This window comes from Mesorhizobium sp. M0496 (assembly GCF_040321205.1).
Lineage (GTDB): Bacteria > Pseudomonadota > Alphaproteobacteria > Rhizobiales > Rhizobiaceae > Mesorhizobium.
The window spans coordinates 99,311-117,913 of sequence record NZ_JAMYRC010000004.1 but is presented as its reverse complement, the minus strand read 5'-3'; the positions used below and the strand labels follow the sequence as shown (position 1 = coordinate 117,913).

Here is an 18,603-nt window from a genome sequence, read left to right as displayed (position 1 = left end):
AAGCCGGAGGCTGTTAGCGGGAGCCGCCACCACCTGTCGCGAATCGTCTCGTGATCGGAGAACAGAACTGTTTCAATCCAGGCCGGAACGGTTCTAATGTCAGCGCCGGAGCAATGTGGGCGGCATATGGGGAACACGAGCGACGACGACGAGCGGAGTTTCTTCTCCGAAGCGCCGATGCGGCCAGCGGCGAAAGCCAAGGCGGCCGGCGAAAAGCCACATTATCTCGGCCATCGCGACCGCCTGCGCGAGCGCTTTGCCTCGGCAGGTCCGGACGCCCTGCCCGACTACGAACTTCTGGAACTTCTGCTCTTTCGCCTGATCCCTCGCGCCGACACCAAGCCGGCGGCCAAGGCGTTGCTGGCGCGCTTCGGCACGCTGGCAGAAGTGCTCGGGGCGCCGGTTGGCCTCTTGCGGGAGGTCAAGGGCATCGGCCCGGCGGTGGCGCTTGATCTCAAGATCGTCGCGGCAACCGCGCAACGCATGGCGCGCGGCGAGGTGCAGGGCCGCGAAATCCTCTCGTCCTGGACACAACTTCTTGCCTATTGCAGGTCAGCCATGGCCTTCGAGGCGCGCGAACAGTTCCGCATCCTGTTCCTCGACAAGAAGAACGCGCTGATCGCCGATGAGGTGCAGCAGACAGGCACCGTCGACCATACGCCCGTCTATCCGCGCGAAGTGGTCAAGCGCGCGCTCGAACTCTCGGCGACCGCCATTATCCTGGTCCACAACCACCCGTCAGGCGACCCAACACCGTCGCGCGCCGACATCGAGATGACGAAGGAGATCATCGACGCGGGCAAGCGGCTGGGCATTGGCGTGCACGACCACATCATCATCGGGCGGAAGGGATATGCCAGCATGAAGGGCCTGCTGCTGATCTGAGTGGTGAGTTCCAAAAGGTGAGCGCCTGAGCAAGCCGTGCCGCCTTGGACCCGCGATCCGGTCACGGCGGATCGGTGTTGCAACTGCCGGCCACTTGGTTGACCGCTTCACCGAACCCGGCGAGGTTGAAATCGGCCTCGCCGCGTCCCGACAGCAGCCCGAATCGCCACGAAAGCTGGAGCCGGTCGGCGGCAACAAGGCGCCTGATGCCATCGGCGCCATCGAGCACCAGCATCCTGCCGCGCGGCCCGACCGACCAGCTCTCATCGAACTTGCTGCCTTGGTCGAGCGTGACCGACATGGTGATCTTGCGGCTGGCCGAGACACCGTCATTCAGTTGCAGCCATTCGGTCCAATGCGGCTCGCCGTTTGCCCGGCAGGCAATCGTCAAGATCGGGCTGTAGCTCAGGGCCCCGCCCCCGGTGATCAGCTTGTTGGTGGCATACAGCGAGGCCGTGACGAGGCCGTCCTCGCCCGTTTCGAACCGCCAATTGTCAAGCACGGCTTCGGCACGGGCAATGCCGCAGACCGAGACCAGGATCAACGCAACTGCCGCAGCGTATCCCATTTCGACGAACAGCCTCAACACGTCCTCCAACAACCCAAGCGGCTGCAATAGAAGCGCAAATAATGATCAAAGCTTGGTCGCCACAGGCCGTCGTGCGCAAAGCGCATCGGCTGTTGCAGTTTAGCAACGAAAAGGCCGCCTCGAGGGCGGCCTTTCCTGTTCCAGTGAAATGCTGGTGTTATTCAGCGTCCTTGGCGGCCTTCTTCTTCGGCGCGGCCTTCTTCTTGGGCTCTTCGGCGTCGTCGGCCTTCTTGTCGTCGGCCTTCTTGGCGGCGGCTTTCTTCGCCGGCTTCGCCTTGACGGCGGTTTCGTCCTCCTCGTCGTCGGCCAGCAGCTCTTCCTTGCTGACCTTGACGTCGGTAACCGAAATCTGGCCGAGCAGATGATCGACCACCTTCTCTTCGAACATCGGCGCCCGCAACGTGTTCAGCGCTTCCGGGTTGTTGCGGTAGAATTCGAAGACTTCCTGCTGCTGGTTGCCCGGATAGCGGCGCACCTGCTCGAACAGGCCGCGCTGCAACTCCTCGTCCGACACGGTGACGCCGGCCCTCTCGCCGATTTCAGCCAGCACCAGGCCGAGGCGCACGCGGCGCTCGGCAAGACGCAGATACTCGGCACGCGCCTCTTCTTCCGTCGTCTCTTCGTCGGCGAAGGTGCGTCCGGCTGCTTCCAGGTCGCGATTGACCTGCGCCCAGATGTTGTTGAACTCGGCGTCGACGAGCTTCGACGGCGCCTCGAACGAGTAGGACGCGTCGAGCTGGTCGAGCAACTGGCGCTTGACCTTCTGGCGCGTCATGGCGCCGAACTGGTTCTCGATCTGGCCGCGCACGACGTCGCGCAGGCGCTCCAGCGACTCCAGGCCGAGGTTCTTGGCCGTCTCGTCGTTGATTTCCAGCGCGCCGGGCTGGGACACTTCCTTGACCGTGACGTCGAAGGTCGCTTCCTTGCCGGCCAGATGCGCCGCCTGGTAGTTTTCCGGAAAGGTCACGGTGACCTGCTTTTCGTCACCGGCCTTGGCGCCGACAAGCTGATCCTCGAAGCCGGGGATAAACTCCTTCGAGCCCAGCACCAGCGGCTGATCGGTGCCGGCGCCGCCATTGAAGGCCTCGCCGTCGATCTTGCCGACATAATCGATGGAGACGCGGTCGCCAATGGCGGCCTTGCCAGTCTTCGGCTCGTAGCTGCGCGCCGATTCGGCAACGCGCTGGACCTGCTCGTCGATCTCGGTATCAGGCACGTCGAATACCTGGCGTGTCACCTTGATGTCGGAAAAGTCCTTGATCTCGATCGCCGGAATGATCTCGTAGTTGAGGCGGAACTCGAAATCGGCGCCGCCAGCCAGGATCTTCTCGGCTTCCTTCTCGTCCTCGGTCATGATGACTTCGGGCTGCATGGCAGCCTTTTCGCCACGCCCGGTGATGATCGAACGGGTCGAATCGTTGAGGATCTCATTGACCACTTCGGCCATGAACGACTTGCCGTAGACCTTGCGCAAGTGCTGCACCGGCACCTTGCCGGGACGGAAGCCGTTGATGCGGACCTTGTTCCTGGCATCCGAAAGCCGCGCCATCAGCTTGGCTTCCATGTCACCGGCCGGCACGGTGATCTTGATCTCGCGCTTGAGACCGGAGTTGAGCGTTTCGGTGACCTGCATCGTAAAACCTTTGTTTTCACCAATGAGACTGCACGGCCTCTGCCGTTTACAGCCTGCCGGTATATTCTTGCCGGGAATGGCTTTTGGTACGGAACCTGGCGATTTGACCGAAAATACGGCTCAAACTCTCCCAAACTGCGTTCCAAAATGTGAATAAGTTCTTGTTTTTCCTACTTCTTATCACATTCTGTAGAAGCGGATCGTCGCGTCCCGTCACATTTGACACGCCTTTTGTCACAGGCGAGGCTAATTTTCAACAGTCTTCGCATTCCGGCGAATAACCAACATTCTGGCCCTAACCCAACATCATCTTGTCTGACATTGACAGAATGATGGCTACATGGGATTGCCGGTCCATGCGGATGTGGCGGAACTGGTAGACGCCCTGGATTTAGGTTCCAGTGCCGAAAGGCGTGGGGGTTCGAGTCCCTTCATCCGCACCAAATTCTTGGCCCCGAGTTTCTTCCTGACATCAGTGCCTACGCTTCGAACACTTGCCTAGTAAGCCACTCTGCCAACCTGGCAAGTTCCGGCCCCAATACACGGTCGGCATCGACCGGCGGCACGATCTTTCTTATATCCGCGACGAAAGCCTGAAGCGCCGGCGGCGGCGCGCGTTCCGTGACGTAGAGCGCCTGCGAGGCCATCATCGCCAGCATCGCCATGGCGGCATCGACGCAACGGCCGGCGGTCGCTTCCTTGGTCCATGCGAAGAACGCCGTGGTGGCAACATCGTCCTGCCCGGCGCCAGCGGATTCCGTTCCGGGAATGAAGGTGCGCTGCGCCACCAGCTTGGCTTGCTCAAGATAGCCGGTGATCGCCATCGGCACATAGCCGACATTGCCGTGGCCGTCGCTGTCGGCTGAGTGCCGTCCGGCCATCAAGAGGTCTGGCAGCAGCGACACCTTGCCGTTCAGGAGTTTTGAGGCGTGACGGTCGCAGAGCAGGCAGATATCGGCCCATATCGCTGCCAGATCGTCCAGTGCCGGCGTCGCCATGGCGTTGTGATAGCCGCCGGTGCTGATGCAGCGGCCGAGCGGATGCGCATCGTCGGGCGGGATATAGACCGGATTGTCCGATATCGAGGCCAACGATACGGTGGCCGCCCGCTCGGCTGTCGACAATGCGCGATGCGCCTGGCCGAGCACGCGCGGCACGATACGGTAGCTGACCGGCGCCTGGTAGTTGCGTCGCCCATCGCCGGCGCCGACCAGAAATTCCCGCAACCCGCGCAGTGCCGCTGCTTCATGCTCGTCACCCCAGAGCATGTCGAGAGCCGCGTCGTAGTGCTCGAGCGGCGCGCGAAACGCTTCGATCGACAGCGCGAACACCTTTTGCGCCATGCGGAGGCGGCGGCGCGCAGCGAGCGCTGCGTCCGCCACCAGAGCGGCAGCGCAGGGCGAGCCGTTGATCAGCGAGCCCCGTTCCTTGACCTCCAGATCGAAACGCGTCGAAAGCTCGGCAAACAGCGGATAGAGTGCCAGGATCTCGCCGGCGCCGCCCTGGCCAGAGGCTGGCACCGTTGGCATCGGCCCACCATCGAGCATTGCGGCCACGGCAAGCGCGATGCGCGGCGTGGTGGCGGCATTGCCCTCAATGAAGTTCGTCAGGCGGGCAAGCGCGATCGCCCGGACCACGCGATCCGGCAAGGGATCGCCGAACGAAGTCGCGGCGGCAAACGCCTTGATGCGCGCATGACGGTCCCGCTCGTCGAGTTCGAGCTTGCGGCTCGCCAGTTCCCCCATGGCGGTGGTGACGCCATAAATGACCGGTGGCGGGTCGGATTCAATCAGCTTGAGGAATGAAGCGCGGCATTCGGCGATGCGCCGCAAGGCCGTTTCACCGATCTCCACCGTGTCCTGCTTCCAGGCAACGCGGAAAACAGTGTCGAGGTTGATGTCCTCGCGCGTCGACAGGCTAACTGGCATGCTTCACACCACGGCAGGAAGGGACACTAACAACGAACACTAATAGAGTGGTTCCTCGAACAGCGTCTTGTCGCCGTCCACCAGCGCCTTGATCTGCGCGGTGCCGTCACCAGCGAGCGCGAGCCGGATCCCGAATGGCCGCACCCGCATGTCGTTCTGGATCGCCATCCCCTCGCCTTCCGGCAGGTAGAAGCGCTCGATGCCGTAGTCCGGCGCGATGGTCGCCGCTTCGCCGCGAAGATCCCAGCCCTCGGCGACGTGGCCTGATATATCGGCTTCGTCGGCAGTGGCCGGCGTTGGCGCCTTGCCTAACCAGGCCATCGTCGGCTGCCAATAGCCATCGGCACCCTTCTTCAGGCGGACGACAATCGGGGTGTCGTCGCTGGAAAATTTATCGGGCGGAATATCAGCGATCATTTTCACCGGTATCCGCGAAATCTCATAGCCGAGGATGATGTAGTCGCCGCGCAGGAGATCGCGCGGATCGATGGGTTCGACCTTCAGCAGCACGTCCTTGCCGTTGCGCAATATCGCCGCCCGGCCGGCGATGATCCAGCTCAGGAAACCGATCTGGACGAGCGCCAGCACCAGCGCCGAGATAACAAGTCTTTTCCCGGTCATCATGCCGTGGCTCCCCCGGTGACTGGACCCCTCATACGTTTTTCGACGCGGATGATGACCAGCGCAAGGATGCCGAGCAGCACCGCGGCGGCCAGGAAAAAGCCGGCCGTATCGAGCATCGATTGCAAGGTCACCACATAGATGATGGCGAGTTCGAAGGCGAAGCCGGCATAGGCAAGCCAGCGCAACCCACGGCTCTCGCGTCCTGCCAGGACGACTGCCGCGACGATGCCGGCAAGCGCGACCACCGAAGCGATGGCGAAACCACTGTTATAGGTGCTCTCGTCAGCCAGTTCGAACTGGATCATCGCCAAGCCGGTAAGGAAGCCGAAAAGCGCATGCAAGGGCAAGCGGCCGCCAAGCTGCACGATTCTGTCGACCGGGTCCGGTGCGACGACAGAGGCCGCGAACAGGAGCATCGAGACGATGACCAGCGGGATCGCCACCTGCAGCGTATCGTGGTTGGTGACCAGCAGCACCAGATAGAACAGCACCGACAGGATGATCAGGTGCCGTGCCGGCTGGCTGCGGGTCCAGAACGAAACGGCAAACAGCACGATCGCCATGACGACGAAGGCATGCGGAAATTCGCTGCGGCTGTAGTAGTCGAAGCCTTTCAGGAACAGCCAGGCATCGGCAATGCCGACAGAAGCGACGGTCAGCGGGTTCGAACGCAGCGCGACTGCCGCCAATGCCGTGCCGGAGCCCCAGGTGACCAAAGCCGACGCCTCGTCGCCGGACAGATGATACATCTGGCCGATCAGCGCGATCGAGCCGCCGAAAGCGGCTGCCGCCACGATCCACAGCGCCTCGCCGATCGCCGTATGGTCGCGCGTCTTCAACAGCGCGCCGCCGACATAGCCGCCAAGGATGACCGCGAAGAGTGCCAGAACGCGCGCCAGCCGCGGGATCGCGTCCCAGTTGGCGGCGACGAAAATCAGGATGGCGGCGCCGAACAGCAAGGCAGCCATCATCGCCAGGATCGAGCCGAAGCTGAGCGACTGGCGCTCGTTGGCCTCGACATCGCGCGCCAGCACGTCGGCCGTCGTGGCGTCGATCAGCCCGGCCTGCTGCCAGCGTGCGATATCCGCCCTGACCCGCGACGAATAACCCGCCATGTCGCTTCTCCCCCGGTTTGGTCTTTTTTTCAGCCGACCCGGTCAAACCGTTGACGCAACGGCATTTTCCGATTCGGGTCTTTTTGTGTCAGGTCCGTGAACGCGCGTTAATGCTGCATTGCACAATTTGCATTGCTGCCATGCAGCCATAGCGCTTTTAAATCGATATGGGTCCGCCTATTTATAGTTCGTACACAAACGGAATGATCCGCAAGAAAGACGAAACGAGAACTACCATGAACCTGATCCGCAACTACCGCAACTGGCGCCGCTACAGGGACACCGTGTCCGAGCTGAGCCGCCTGAGCAACCGTGAACTGACCGACCTCGGCATCAGCCGCAGCGACATTCCTTACGTCGCTCGCAAGGCGGTCTAATTCTTCGGACCGCAAATGGTCCGAACCAGTTTTGAAAAAGAGAACGACAATGAACCTGATCCGCAACTATCGTAACTGGCGCGTTTATCGCGAGACGGTTACCGAGCTGGGTCGCCTTTCGAACCGCCAGCTGCATGATCTCGGTATCGTCCGCGACGAAATCAAGATCGTCGCCCGCCGGGCGATCTAACCAGAATTTCGCCAGGGTCGACCTCCTCCCCGACCCTGACGGATCCGGTCAACCTTCACCTCCTCCCGAGGGTTGACCACAAAAACGGCGCCCGCCGCACCTCCTCCCGCGGCGGGCGCTGTTTCCCCGGGCAAAAACAAATTTTGCCCCAAAGGGTTTCGCCCCTTTCAAAAACAGCGAAGAGATTTCGTCAAAGCCGACCTCCTCCCCGGCAATGACGAATACGGTCGGCCTTCACCTCCTCCCGAGGGTCGACCCCCAAAACGACACCCGCCGGACCTCCTCCCCCGGCGGGTGTTGTTGTATTCAGGGGTTGATTCTTCGAGCCGCTGTTTGCCCCGCACCACGCACGGCAATTGCAATCGCCGCATCAAGCGATTATTCCGGCGCTCATGAGCAAAAATCCCATCCATATCATCGGCGGCGGCCTCGCCGGCTCCGAAGCTGCCTGGCAGGCAGCGCAAGCTGGCGTTCCCGTCATCCTGCATGAAATGCGGCCCGTTCGCGGCACCGATGCCCACAAGACCGATAGCCTGGCCGAGCTGGTTTGTTCCAACTCCTTCCGCTCCGACGACGCCGAAAACAACGCTGTCGGCCTGTTGCACGCCGAAATGCGGCTGGCCGGCTCATTGATCATGAGCGCCGGCGACGCCAACCAGGTTCCGGCCGGCGGTGCGCTTGCCGTCGACCGCGACGGATTCGCCGACGCGGTGACGAAAAAACTCGAAGCACACCCGCTGATCACCATCCAGCGCGAGGAAATACCGGGCTTGCCGCCGGCGGATTGGGATCAGGCGATCATTGCCACGGGTCCATTGACCGCGCCCTCACTTGCCCAGTCGATCGCCGAAGCAACCGGCGCCGATGCGCTCGCCTTCTTCGACGCGATCGCGCCAATCGTCCATTTCGACACGATCGACATGGATATCTGCTGGTTCCAGTCGCGCTACGACAAGGTCGGGCCCGGCGGCACCGGCAAGGACTACATCAACTGTCCGATGGACAAGGACCAGTACCTTGCCTTCGTTCAGGCGCTGATCGACGGCCAGAAGACCGAATTCAAGCAATGGGAAGGCACACCCTATTTCGACGGCTGCCTGCCGATCGAGATCATGGCCGAGCGCGGCGTCGAGACGCTGCGCTACGGGCCGATGAAGCCGATGGGGCTCACCAATGCCCACAATCCGACGGTAAAGGCCTATGCCGTCGTCCAGCTACGACAGGACAATGCGTTGGGTACGCTCTACAACATGGTCGGTTTTCAAACCAAGCTGAAGCATGCCGAACAGGTGCGCGTCTTCCGCACCATACCGGGTCTCGAAAACGCCGATTTCGCCCGCCTCGGCGGCCTGCACCGCAACACCTACATCAACTCGCCGACCTTGCTGGACGCCTCGCTGCAACTGAAGTCGCGTTCGGGCTTGCGTTTTGCCGGCCAGATCACCGGCTGCGAAGGCTATGTCGAAAGTGCTGCCATCGGCCTGCTCGCCGGGCGCTTCGCGGCCACTGAGCGGCTCGGCCAGGCACCGTCCCTGCCGCCGCTCACCACGGCTTTCGGCGCCTTGCTCAATCACATCACCGGCGGCCACATCGTTTCAGACGACGAGCCGGGAAAGCGTTCCTTCCAGCCGATGAATGTCAATTTCGGCCTGTTCCCGCCCGTCGAAGCCCCTAAAGCCGAGGGCAAACGCATGCGCGGCAAGGACAAGACCGTCGCCAAGCGCCACGCCATCACATCGCGTGCACACGCCGATTGCCGGCAATGGTTGGGGTTGGCGGCGCAAACGGAAACGGCCGAAGCGGCGGAGTAGCCAGCTTTCTCTCTGATTGGACCTTAGGCGTCAAGTAGGATACTATCCCACTTCTTGCCTAAGAGAGACAGCCATGGAATCCGCCGAGAAACTATCCGTCACCGTCACGCCCGCAATGGCGCGCATGATCCGCGACAAGGTCGAAGATGGCTCCTTCGGATCGGCCAGCGAGGTCATCCGTGCAGCCCTTCGCGCCTTCCAGCGCGAAGAGGAAGAGCATGCCGAGCGCATGGCGTCGATCAGAGCCCGGGTGAAGGCGTCGATCGAGGATACAAGGCCGGGCCATTCGGGAGAAGAGGTTCGCACTCACCTCCGGGGACTCTTCGCCCAGTATTCGAGCCGTGCTGATGATTCGGCGGCTTGAGGTCGAGTATCGTGAAGATGCCAGAAATGATTTGGCCAACATTTTCAGACATATAGTCGAGGCCAGCGGAAGTCCTGACGTCGCGCTGAAGTTCGTTCTGCGCATCGAAGACCGGTGCCAGAGCATCGGCAACGCGCCTCGCGGCGGTCGTTCCCGCGACGACATCCTGCCAGGATTGCGAACAGTTCCGTTCGAGCACTCTGCAGTCATCGCTTACATCGTCGACGATAACTTCGTCCGCATCGTCAACATCTTCTATGGCGGTCGCGACTATGAGACTCTGATGCGTGATGGCGGATCGAGCGAACCATCCTGAGGCGATAGTTATTCAGCCGGCTCCGCACCTGCCATCGGCAGCCCCGGTTTGCCGGCCTCGCTTGGATTTCGCCTGACATAGGCAGCCTTCAGCGTCTCCGACGTTTCGCGCGAGCCGTCATGGCTCCAGCCGGGAGGCTTGATCAGATAATTCAGGCGCTCGTTCAAGGTCAGGCCGGGCGCGAAGGCGTCCCTGAACATACCGATCCATTCATGGAACGCCACTTTCAGCGGATTGAAGGTGCCGAGATTCCTGACGATGCCATAGCGCGGCCGGTCTTCTTCCAGTTCCCCGACGAAGGTGCCGAACATGCGGTCCCAGATGATCAGCGTGCCGGCGTAGTTGGCGTCGAGATAGCGCGGATTGGTGGCGTGGTGGACGCGGTGGTGTGACGGCGTGTTGAAGACGAACTCGAACCAGCCCCACATCTTGCCGATGGTCTCGGTGTGGATCCAGAACTGCCAGACCAGATTGAAGCCGAAGGTGAAGGCAATGACCGCCGGATGAAAGCCAAGCAGCACCAGCGGCGCCTGCAGCACGAACATGAAGGTGAACAGCCCGGTCCAGCTTTGCCTGAGCGCCGTCGACAGATTGTAGTGCTGGCTGGAATGGTGGTTGACGTGCTCGGCCCACACCCAGCGCACCCGGTGCGCGATGCGGTGATAGAAATAGTAGCGCAGATCATCGAGCAGGAAGGCGGCGAGGAACACCCAGACCGACAGGCCGAGATTGAAGACGCGGAATTGCCAGAGCCACAGCAGCGCCCAGTAGGACACGACGCCAAGCAGCAGCCCGGCAACGACATTGCCGGTGCCCATCATCAGGCTGGTCAAGGTGTCGCGCGTCTCGAACGATCCCTTGGCGCGGCCGGTTCGCACCAGCCAGAGCTCGATCAGGATCGCGGCAACGAAGAACGGGATGGCAAGCTGCGTGACTTGCGGAAAATCATAGCTGTCCATCATGCAGCCTCTCTGGCGGAACTTGGATGTTGCGGCTGAAGCGCTTTCAGCAAGCCTTGCGCATCCGCTGCGCTGGCAAAGCGGAAGCAGCCGCCCTTCCAGGTGAAATCGGCGAGCCGGAACGAGACCGTATTCACATCTCCGAAGTTCAAAACCGCGACATCTTCGGGCGTGACGATGCGGGTCAAAAAGCAGTCGCCGACGCTATGAACGATCCCGATGCGCCCTAGCCCGATATCCAGAAATGCGGTCCTGGCATCCGCCGTCAGGCGCACCAGCGTCACCTTCTCGTCAGGAAAATCCTCGGCGAAGCGGCTCATTGCTTGATCGGCGCCGGCTAGCGTCGCCGTCTTGCTGCCGCCGGTCAAATGCACCGCGGCAACCGACAGCGCAATGCCTAGGGCGACGATCGCGACCAACAAAGGCAAGCTCATGAACGGGTATCTCCTCCGGCCGGCCTGTCGTCTGCGGCAACAGTTTCGGCTCGGGGACTCTAGCATGATTGACGTTTACGTCAAAATGCCGGCCAGCCCCTGGTCGCACGACGCAACAACAGCCAATGCCGGCGCAAGGCCGACAGCCGCGCCACGCCGTCGAGCGGCGAGCCGCGCTCCATTTTCGTGAGATAGGCGCGCGACAGGGCCAGCGGCAGAAATGCTGGACGCAGCGAGACCGGCAGAGCCGCAGCACCCTGCTCGAAGGCGGAAAGATGGTCCCGCGCCAGCGCCATCATCGCCGCCACCGCGCGTTTGGCGCCAGGACCGCCGTCGCCAGTGAGAAACTCCTGCGGCGAAGAACCTGCCGCAGCAAGGATATCGGCCGGGACAAAACACTGTCCGCGTTTGCGGTGCAACGGCAGCAACAGCAGCAGGCCCGTCATCGCCTGCGCGCAGCCGGCCCTGCCCGCCAATTCGGCAAAGCGTGGCGCCTCGCCGGGGTCGAGCACCATCGCCGCAAGCTGGATGAGTGCGGCGGCCGTCTCGCCGCAATAGCCTTCCAGATCGGTGCGCGATGGCATCGGGTCGTCGTAAAGGTCGAAGATGCGCGCATCGAGCATGTTCTCGAAGGCCGGCTTCGGCAGATTGAATGTCGCTATGGTGGCATTCAAGGCTTCGGCTGTGGGATGGCCGACGCCCGCTTCTCCGCCGGCGGCAATGACATCGCGCCACCATTGCAGCCGCACCTCGCCTGGCAGCGCCTCGTGGATGCGATCGCGAATGCCAGCGATTTCGGCATTGAAGGCATAGAGCGAAAACAGCGCGTCGCGCTTGTCTGCCGGCGCATAGAGCGCGGTGAGATAGCGGTCATGGTCAGCGGCGCGCACCGCGTCCATGACGATTTTGGCATTCTCGGACATCTCAGTCGACGGCTATGAGCGCGGCAGCTACGGCGCGCTCTTCCGCCAGAAGGACATTGTAGGTCCGTACCGCTGCACCGGTCGACATCGGGTCGGACGCAATGCCGGCCACCTTCAGCGCGGCCCGCAGTGCGGCGGGCAATGGCCTGAGATCCCTGCCCATGCCGACCAACAGGATCTCGACCTTGTCGGCCTCAGTCAGCAGCTTGTCGAAATCCGCCACCGTCAGCGCCAGAGGATCCGCCGGTTCCCAGCCATGGATGCCGGATGGCAGACAGAGCAGCGAGCCGCGATGCGACATGTCGGCAAAGCGGAACCCGCCATTGCCGTAGGCTTCGATCGGCGCGCGGCCAGGAAAATGCGCCTCGCGGATGACGATGCCTTTGCTGGTCACCGTTTTGTCACCCCTTCAGGGCGGCGCGTCAGGTCGCGACCGCCTTGCCGCCGCCGGCCGGCTTCTCCTCGTCTGCCGAAGCCTGCGGCCGCAGCTTGAACAGGATCAGCAGCGGTGCGGCGATGAAGATCGACGAGTAGGTGCCGAACACGACGCCGAACAGCATCGCCATGGTGAACGAGCGGATGACCTCGCCGCCGAACAGCACCAGCGCCAGCAGCGCCAGGATCGTCGTCACCGAGGTCAGCGTCGTTCTCGACAGCGTCTCGTTGATGGCGTTGTTCAAGAGTTGCGGCAGCGGCATCCGCTTGTATTTTCGCAGATCCTCGCGAACACGGTCATAGACCACGATCGTATCGTTCAGCGAATAGCCGATAATCGTCAGGATAGCCGCCAGCGATGACTGGTTGAATTCGAGGCCGGTGATGACAAAGAAGCCGAGTGTCATGACCACATCGTGCACTGTCGCCACGATAGCGCCGACCGCGAACTGCCATTCGAAACGGAACCAGACATAGATCAGGATACCGACCAGCGCGACCAGCATGGCGATCGTGCCTTGCTTGGCAAGTTCGCCCGAGACGGTCGGCCCCACCACTTCGACGCGGCGGAAATCATAATTGTCCTGCAGCTCGCCGCGCACCTTGTCGATGACGGTCTGCTCGGCATTCTCGCCGCCATCCTGCGAGCCGACACGGATCAGCACGTCGTTCGGATCGCCGAACTGCTGCACCTGGACTTCACCGATGTTGAGTTCGGTCAGCCGCCCGCGGATATCGGCGATGTCGGCGTTGCCGCTCTTGGCCTTCACCTCGATCAGCGAGCCGCCCTTGAAGTCGATGCCGTAATTGATGTCGACGGTCATGAACAGCACGACCGAGAGGACCGAAAGGATGCTCGACAGCGCGAAGGTCCAGCGGCGGATGCCCATGAAGGGGATCTTCGTGCCGGGGGGAATGAAGGTTACCGGCGCCTTCGGCAACTCCTTCGGGCGGGCCCGGCGCAGCCAGATCGAGACCAGCAGACGGGTGAAGGTGAAGGCGGTGAAGACCGTGGTCAGGATGCCGATGGCGAAGGTGATGGCAAAGCCCTTCACCGGCCCGGTGCCGAGATAGAACAGCACCACGGTTGCAATCAGCGAGGTGACGTTGGAATCGACGATGGTCGCCAGCGCCTTGGTGAAACCGGTATCGATCGCCTGGATCACCGAGCGGCCGTTTCGTCGTTCCTCGCGGATACGTTCGTAGATCAGCACGTTGGAATCGACCGCCATGCCGATGGTCAGCACGATGCCGGCGATACCAGGCAAGGTCAGCGTCGCGCCGAGCAGCGACAACAGTCCGACGATCATCGCCACGTGCACCGCCAGCGCGATGTTGGCAAGGAAGCCGAGGAAGCCGTAGGCCACGAACATGAAAACGACGACCAGGATCGAACCGATGATGCCGGCGACCTTGCCGGCATGGATGGAATCCTGGCCGAGACCCGGTCCAACTGTACGCTCTTCGATCACCGTCAGTGTCGCGGGCAAGGCGCCGGCGCGCAGCAGCACGGCAAGGTCGTTGGCGCTCTGGGCGGTGAAGTTACCCGAGATCTGGCCGGTGCCGCCAAGGATCGGCTCGCGGATCTGCGGCGCCGAGATCACCTGGTTATCGAGGATGATGGCGAACAGCTTGCCGACATTCTGTGAGGTCGCCTGGCCGAAACGCGCGGCACCCTTAGAATCGAAGCGGAACGAAACCACCGGCTCGTTGTTCTGCGAATTGTATGTCGCCTGCGCATCGACGAGGTTTTCGCCCGAGACGATGACGCGGTTTTCGATCAGATAGGGAACCGGCGGGTCGTCCTGCGAATAGAGCACCGACGAACCGGCGGGGGGGCGGGCGTTGAGCGCGTCCTGCACCGGCATCGACTGGTCGACCATCTGGAAGGTCAGCTTGGCGGTCTGGCCAAGGATTTCCTTCAGCCTTTGCGGGTCCTGAAGACCCGGCACCTGGACGAGGATACGGTCGTCGCCTTGCCGCTGCACGATAGGTTCGGTCGTGCCCAGTTCGTTGACGCGGCGCTCGACCACCTCGATCGACTGCGTCAGCGCCGTCGATGTGCGGTATTTGACGCCGGCGTCGGTGACGTTGAACTTGAGCAGGCCGGGCTCGGAATCGTCCAGCGTCATTTCCTGGATGGAGCCGCCGGTGAACAGGCCGGCAGCGACCGGATCGGTCAGCGTCTTCAGTGCTGTCTTGGCGGCATCGAGCTGGGCGGGATCGGTGATGCGGACCTGCAAGGTCCGCCCCGTGCCGGCAAGGCCGGTATAGCCGATCTTGGCGTCACGCAGCAATGTGCGGATTTCGTCGCGCGTCGTCTCCAGCCGGTCCTTGATCAGATCGTTCTGATTCATCTCCAGCAGGATGTGCGAACCGCCCTGCAGATCGAGGCCGAGCGTCATCTGGCGCTTCGGCACCCAGTCGGGAAGCTTGGCCAAGGTACTTGCAGGGATGAGATTGGGCGCGGCGAGGATCACCGTGATGGCAACGGCCACCCAGATCAGGATCATCTTGAAGCGCGAAAAATACAACATATGGCGTCGTCCGTCAGAGCGTGTCCGCGGATCGCTCCGCCTACAATTCGGTTATTTCTTGGCGTTCTGGTTGGCCACCGGCTCGCCCTTGACGCGCACATCGGCGATCGTCGAGCGCAGCGCGGTCACCTTGGTGCCGCCGCCGAGGTCGATCTCGAGCTCATTGTCGTCGATCACCTTGGTCACCTTGCCGACGAATCCGCCGCCAGTGACGACCGTATCGCCGCGACGGACCGCGGCCAGCATCTCGCCGCGCTTCTTGAGCTGCGTACGCTGCGGCCGGATGATCAGAAAATACATGATCACGAAAATCAGGACAAACGGCAAAATGCTGATGAACATGTCGGGAGAAGCGCCGATACCTTGGGCGTATGCCGGTGTCACGAACATCGAGGTACTCCTGAATTTTGAAAACAGCCGCCAAACCATGGTTTGGCGGCCCCTTGAAATTTGGCCGGAATATAGTCGGTAAAGTTGTCAATGCAACTGCGCGGCCGGCCAAATCGGCTGCTTTTCCGGCCTGTTGAGCCGTGTTAGAGCATGATCGCAAAAAGCGCGAGCCGGTTTTGCGAAAAGATCACGCTCGAACAAAAGGTTGCAACCGGTTTTGTATCAGGCGGAATCGGACAGCCTCACGCTCCCGCACGTCAAAAACGAGAAAACAAAAGACCGACATGACCGACAGCAGCATTGAAGCCTTGAACCAGAAACTCGACCGGCTGATCGAGGCGGTGACCCGCCTCGCCCCGCCGCCGGTGCCCCAAACCGACCTCGGCGAGGCCGATTGCTTCGTATGGCAGGCCGATCCGGGCTATCTGGAGCCGGTACGCAGGGTTAACCGCGTAGACATCGGCCTGATCCGTGGCGTCGACCGTGTCCGCGACATTCTTGTCGACAACACGGAACGCTTCGCCGCCGGCTATCCCGCCAACAATGTGTTGTTGTGGGGCGCGCGCGGCATGGGCAAATCGTCGCTGGTCAAGGCCGTGCATGCTCAGATCAACGCCAAGGCCAAGTCCGACATGCCGTTGAAGCTGATCGAAATCCACCGTGAGGACATCGACACGCTGCCGAAGCTGATGGGCTTGCTCAAGGCAGCCCCCTTCCGCTTCATCCTGTTTTGCGACGACCTCTCCTTCGACCATGACGACACCTCCTACAAATCGCTCAAGGCAGCGCTCGAAGGCGGCGTCGAGGGCCGCCCGGCCAATGTCATCTTCTATGCCACCTCGAACCGCCGCCACCTGTTGCCGCGCGACATGATCGACAATGAGCGCTCGACCGCCATCAACCCGTCCGAAGCGGTCGAGGAGAAGGTTTCTCTGTCCGACCGGTTCGGCCTGTGGCTCGGCTTCCACAAATGTTCGCAGGACGAGTATCTCGATATGATCGACGGCTATGTCCGGCACCATGGCCTTGTCATGGATCCCGACCAGCTGCGCGCCGAAGCATTGGAATGGGCGACTACCCGAGGCAGCCGCTCGGGCCGCGTCGCCTGGCAGTTCACCCAGGATCTGGCCGGCCGGCTCGGCAAGCCGCTGAAGGATTGATGCGTTGGATTGCGTCACCAACGCAATCCAACGGCAAGGTCATTTGGGCCGCGGTGCCCGTCGCAAGTCACGCGGCGTTTGGCCGATCTCGCGGCGCATCCAATGCGCCAGATGTGACTGATGTGCGAAGCCCGTCAACTCCGCCACCTCGCTTGTGCTGAGATCGCCTCGCTGCAACAGGACGCGTGCGCGTTCGACGCGACGTCGTAACACGTAGCGGTGCAGGGTAAAGCCCGTCGCCACCTTGAACCATGTCCGCAAATGCGAACTGCTCGCGCCGGCAACCCGGCTTAGTCGATCGACCGAGAGGGGCTCGTGTAATGCGGCCTCAATGTGCTCCAACACGCGCTTGAGCTGGGTATCCGACAACCGGTTCGTTCGATCGATACCAGGATCATCGAGGCCAAGCAGCCTCACCGCGAGTGCGGCGCCAATGCTGTCGGCAAACAAGGAACCACTCGGCGCGTTTGCATTGAGATCGCTCTCGAGTGCTCGAGCAAGATGTTCGATGCGCGGGTCCCGAAGCAGGTGGCGTGTGTCGAGCCGCAATGCTCGCGCCTTGCCACCAAGTTCCGCCGCCACCCTTTCCATCAAGGCCGGCCGCAATGCAATCTCAACGGTGTCGAACGGGGTTTCGGCCTCGAAACCGCCCTCTTGGCCGGCGGGTACCAGGTCGATATCGCCGGCTCGCCTCACGAAATATCGTCCAACCTCATTGCAGTAAGAGCGCGTCGCCGCGCTTGCATGCACCATGATGCGATGGTGTGACACCCGCGACAGACGATGGACGCCTGCTTCGACATGCCGGGAAACCATCGTTACGTGGGACGAGGATTGGTCCGAAGCGAATTGCGAACGCATGCTCTCTCGATTCATGGCAAAATCTGTTGAAGATTTGGCAATTCTCGCGCGATTTTCAATGCCGCGAACCTGTACTTCCGCCTCTCCATCAAGGTTGAAAGAGAGGTTGCGATGAGTTTCTATGTTGTTGTCGGTGCAGGGCCGGTTGGAAGCGAGACCGCTCGCCTTCTTGGCGAGGAAGGACATGATGTCGTTCTCACAAGCCGAAGCGTCGGCTCGAACACGTTGCAGAACGTGCGGGCCATACAAGCCGACGCCACGGATGCCTCGGAACTGTCACATATCTGCCGAGGCGCCGATGCCATCTTCATGTGTGCCATGGCCACATATCATCGGTGGCCAACCGACTTTTTCCCCATCATCGACGGCACCGTTCGCGCGGCGGAAGCGGTCGGCGCGAAGCTCATCGTGCTCGGAAACCTCTATGGTTATGGGGAAAATGCCGATAGCCCGCTTCGCTCCGACCTGTCCCTGGACCCGACTTCGAAGAAAGGAACCGCCAGGACCATCATGTGGCAGCGGGCGGTCCGTGCCAATGTGCCGGCGATCGAAGTACGGTCCAGCGACTATCTGGGACAGGGCGCAATCAGCTATTTCTCACTGGTCGCGCTGCCCTCCATTATCGAGGGCAAGCCTACCGCCTTCATTGGAGACCTCGACGCAACTCATGCCTGGAGCTTCACCAAGGACGTCGCCAGGACACTTGTCGCGGCCTCCCGCTACACGGGTGAATGGGGACGGGCGTTTCATGTTCCCTCGCAACACGCCTCCCCCCGGGAACTCATCTTGAAAACCGCAGCGATGCTTCGCCGGGAGGTTTCAGAAGTACGTTCCTATTCGGTCTCCGAGATGGAAGCATTGGGCATGCATGAGCTTATCGAGATGAGCTACCTCTTCGAAAGGCCCTTGCTGGTCGATTCCTCCGACGCAGAGGCACTCTTAGGGGTGAAGGCCAACAGCCTTGAAGTGATGATCGCCGACACGCTCCGCGATCATCTTTGAGTCTTGAGGAACAAGCATCTAGCAACCAACTGAAAAAGCCCGCTCCTTGCGCAACGGGCTGAGCCGGCGG

20 protein-coding genes and 1 tRNA gene are annotated in these 18,603 nt (G+C 61.7%); 9 read left to right on the top strand and 12 right to left on the bottom strand.

Going from position 1 to position 18,603, the window contains the following annotated elements:
• Positions 1-126 precede the first annotated feature (126 nt).
• Positions 127-885 carry a RadC family protein gene (gene radC / locus NKI73_RS06585; protein WP_352628036.1) on the top strand — a complete coding sequence of 253 codons (759 nt, stop codon included), beginning with the start codon at positions 127-129 and terminating at the stop codon, positions 883-885.
• A gap of 61 nt (positions 886-946) precedes the next feature.
• On the opposite strand, the gene NKI73_RS06580 is transcribed toward radC, so the two are convergent.
• Positions 947-1,471, bottom strand: coding sequence for a hypothetical protein (locus NKI73_RS06580; protein ID WP_352628035.1), 525 nt, complete (start codon positions 1,469-1,471; stop codon positions 947-949).
• A 160-nt stretch (positions 1,472-1,631) separates the two neighbouring features.
• Complete coding sequence (gene tig, locus NKI73_RS06575; protein ID WP_352628034.1) at positions 1,632-3,107, bottom strand: trigger factor; 1,476 nt, start codon at positions 3,105-3,107, stop codon at positions 1,632-1,634.
• Positions 3,108-3,465: 358 nt separating this feature from the next.
• Between tig and NKI73_RS06570 the strand changes: the two genes are divergently transcribed.
• A tRNA-Leu gene (locus tag NKI73_RS06570) sits at positions 3,466-3,550 on the top strand.
• Between the two features lie 36 nt (positions 3,551-3,586).
• Here the strand turns inward: NKI73_RS06570 and NKI73_RS06565 are convergent.
• Genes NKI73_RS06565 through NKI73_RS06555 form a run of 3 tightly spaced genes read right to left on the bottom strand, consistent with a single transcriptional unit; the run spans position 3,587 to position 6,774 of the window.
• Positions 3,587-5,035, bottom strand: a complete 1,449-nt coding sequence (locus tag NKI73_RS06565) for an aromatic amino acid lyase (RefSeq protein WP_352628033.1) — start codon at positions 5,033-5,035, stop codon at positions 3,587-3,589.
• Between the two features lie 39 nt (positions 5,036-5,074).
• Positions 5,075-5,659 carry a GDYXXLXY domain-containing protein gene (locus NKI73_RS06560; protein WP_352628032.1) on the bottom strand — a complete coding sequence of 195 codons (585 nt, stop codon included), beginning with the start codon at positions 5,657-5,659 and terminating at the stop codon, positions 5,075-5,077.
• The gene (locus NKI73_RS06555) at positions 5,656-6,774 is read right to left on the bottom strand and encodes a DUF2157 domain-containing protein (RefSeq protein WP_352628031.1); all 1,119 of its coding nucleotides are present in this window, start codon (positions 6,772-6,774) and stop codon (positions 5,656-5,658) included. The genes NKI73_RS06560 and NKI73_RS06555 overlap by 4 nt, the downstream gene beginning before the upstream one ends.
• 236 nt (positions 6,775-7,010) lie before the next feature.
• Between NKI73_RS06555 and NKI73_RS06550 the strand changes: the two genes are divergently transcribed.
• The 5 genes from NKI73_RS06550 to NKI73_RS06530 all read left to right on the top strand — a co-directional run bounded on the left by NKI73_RS06550 (position 7,011) and on the right by NKI73_RS06530 (position 9,832).
• Entirely contained in the window at positions 7,011-7,151 is a 141-nt protein-coding gene (locus NKI73_RS06550) for a DUF1127 domain-containing protein (RefSeq protein WP_013531315.1), read from the top strand.
• A gap of 49 nt (positions 7,152-7,200) precedes the next feature.
• Positions 7,201-7,341, top strand: a complete 141-nt coding sequence (locus tag NKI73_RS06545) for a DUF1127 domain-containing protein (protein WP_013895120.1) — start codon at positions 7,201-7,203, stop codon at positions 7,339-7,341.
• 392 nt (positions 7,342-7,733) lie between these two features.
• Complete coding sequence (trmFO, locus tag NKI73_RS06540; protein WP_352628030.1) at positions 7,734-9,152, top strand: methylenetetrahydrofolate--tRNA-(uracil(54)-C(5))-methyltransferase (FADH(2)-oxidizing) TrmFO; 1,419 nt, start codon at positions 7,734-7,736, stop codon at positions 9,150-9,152.
• 73 nt (positions 9,153-9,225) lie between these two features.
• Entirely contained in the window at positions 9,226-9,516 is a 291-nt protein-coding gene (locus NKI73_RS06535) for a type II toxin-antitoxin system ParD family antitoxin (protein WP_352628029.1), read from the top strand.
• Positions 9,500-9,832, top strand: coding sequence for a type II toxin-antitoxin system RelE/ParE family toxin (locus tag NKI73_RS06530; protein ID WP_352628028.1), 333 nt, complete (start codon positions 9,500-9,502; stop codon positions 9,830-9,832). Before NKI73_RS06535 ends, NKI73_RS06530 begins: the two co-directional genes overlap by 17 nt.
• 8 nt (positions 9,833-9,840) lie before the next feature.
• Here the strand turns inward: NKI73_RS06530 and NKI73_RS06525 are convergent, their stop codons facing one another.
• The 6 genes from NKI73_RS06525 to yajC form a co-directional block, all read right to left on the bottom strand.
• Complete coding sequence (locus NKI73_RS06525; protein ID WP_352628143.1) at positions 9,841-10,791, bottom strand: sterol desaturase family protein; 951 nt, start codon at positions 10,789-10,791, stop codon at positions 9,841-9,843.
• A complete protein-coding gene (locus NKI73_RS06520; protein ID WP_352628027.1) occupies positions 10,791-11,210 on the bottom strand; it encodes a hypothetical protein in 420 nt (139 codons plus the stop codon). Before NKI73_RS06520 ends, NKI73_RS06525 begins: the two co-directional genes overlap by 1 nt.
• A 95-nt stretch (positions 11,211-11,305) precedes the next feature.
• Positions 11,306-12,148, bottom strand: coding sequence for a phytoene/squalene synthase family protein (locus NKI73_RS06515; protein ID WP_352628026.1), 843 nt, complete (start codon positions 12,146-12,148; stop codon positions 11,306-11,308).
• Between the two features lies 1 nt (position 12,149).
• Complete coding sequence (locus NKI73_RS06510; RefSeq protein WP_352628025.1) at positions 12,150-12,542, bottom strand: Mth938-like domain-containing protein; 393 nt, start codon at positions 12,540-12,542, stop codon at positions 12,150-12,152.
• A 28-nt stretch (positions 12,543-12,570) separates the two neighbouring features.
• A complete protein-coding gene (gene secDF, locus NKI73_RS06505; protein WP_352628024.1) occupies positions 12,571-15,120 on the bottom strand; it encodes a protein translocase subunit SecDF in 2,550 nt (849 codons plus the stop codon).
• Positions 15,121-15,171: 51 nt separating this feature from the next.
• Positions 15,172-15,510, bottom strand: a complete 339-nt coding sequence (gene yajC, locus NKI73_RS06500; RefSeq protein ID WP_027024896.1) for a preprotein translocase subunit YajC — start codon at positions 15,508-15,510, stop codon at positions 15,172-15,174.
• A gap of 284 nt (positions 15,511-15,794) precedes the next feature.
• Here yajC and NKI73_RS06495 point away from each other — a divergent pair, with 284 nt between their 5' ends.
• Positions 15,795-16,670 (top strand): ATP-binding protein, encoded by an 876-nt coding sequence (locus tag NKI73_RS06495; protein WP_352628023.1) that lies wholly within the window; start codon positions 15,795-15,797, stop codon positions 16,668-16,670.
• A gap of 39 nt (positions 16,671-16,709) precedes the next feature.
• Here the strand turns inward: NKI73_RS06495 and NKI73_RS06490 are convergent, their stop codons facing one another.
• Positions 16,710-17,546, bottom strand: coding sequence for a helix-turn-helix domain-containing protein (locus NKI73_RS06490; protein WP_502905644.1), 837 nt, complete (start codon positions 17,544-17,546; stop codon positions 16,710-16,712).
• Positions 17,547-17,642: 96 nt separating this feature from the next.
• On the opposite strand from NKI73_RS06490, the gene NKI73_RS06485 reads away from it, so the two are divergent.
• Complete coding sequence (locus NKI73_RS06485) at positions 17,643-18,533, top strand: NAD-dependent epimerase/dehydratase family protein (protein WP_352628022.1); 891 nt, start codon at positions 17,643-17,645, stop codon at positions 18,531-18,533.
• Positions 18,534-18,603: the final 70 nt, after the last annotated feature.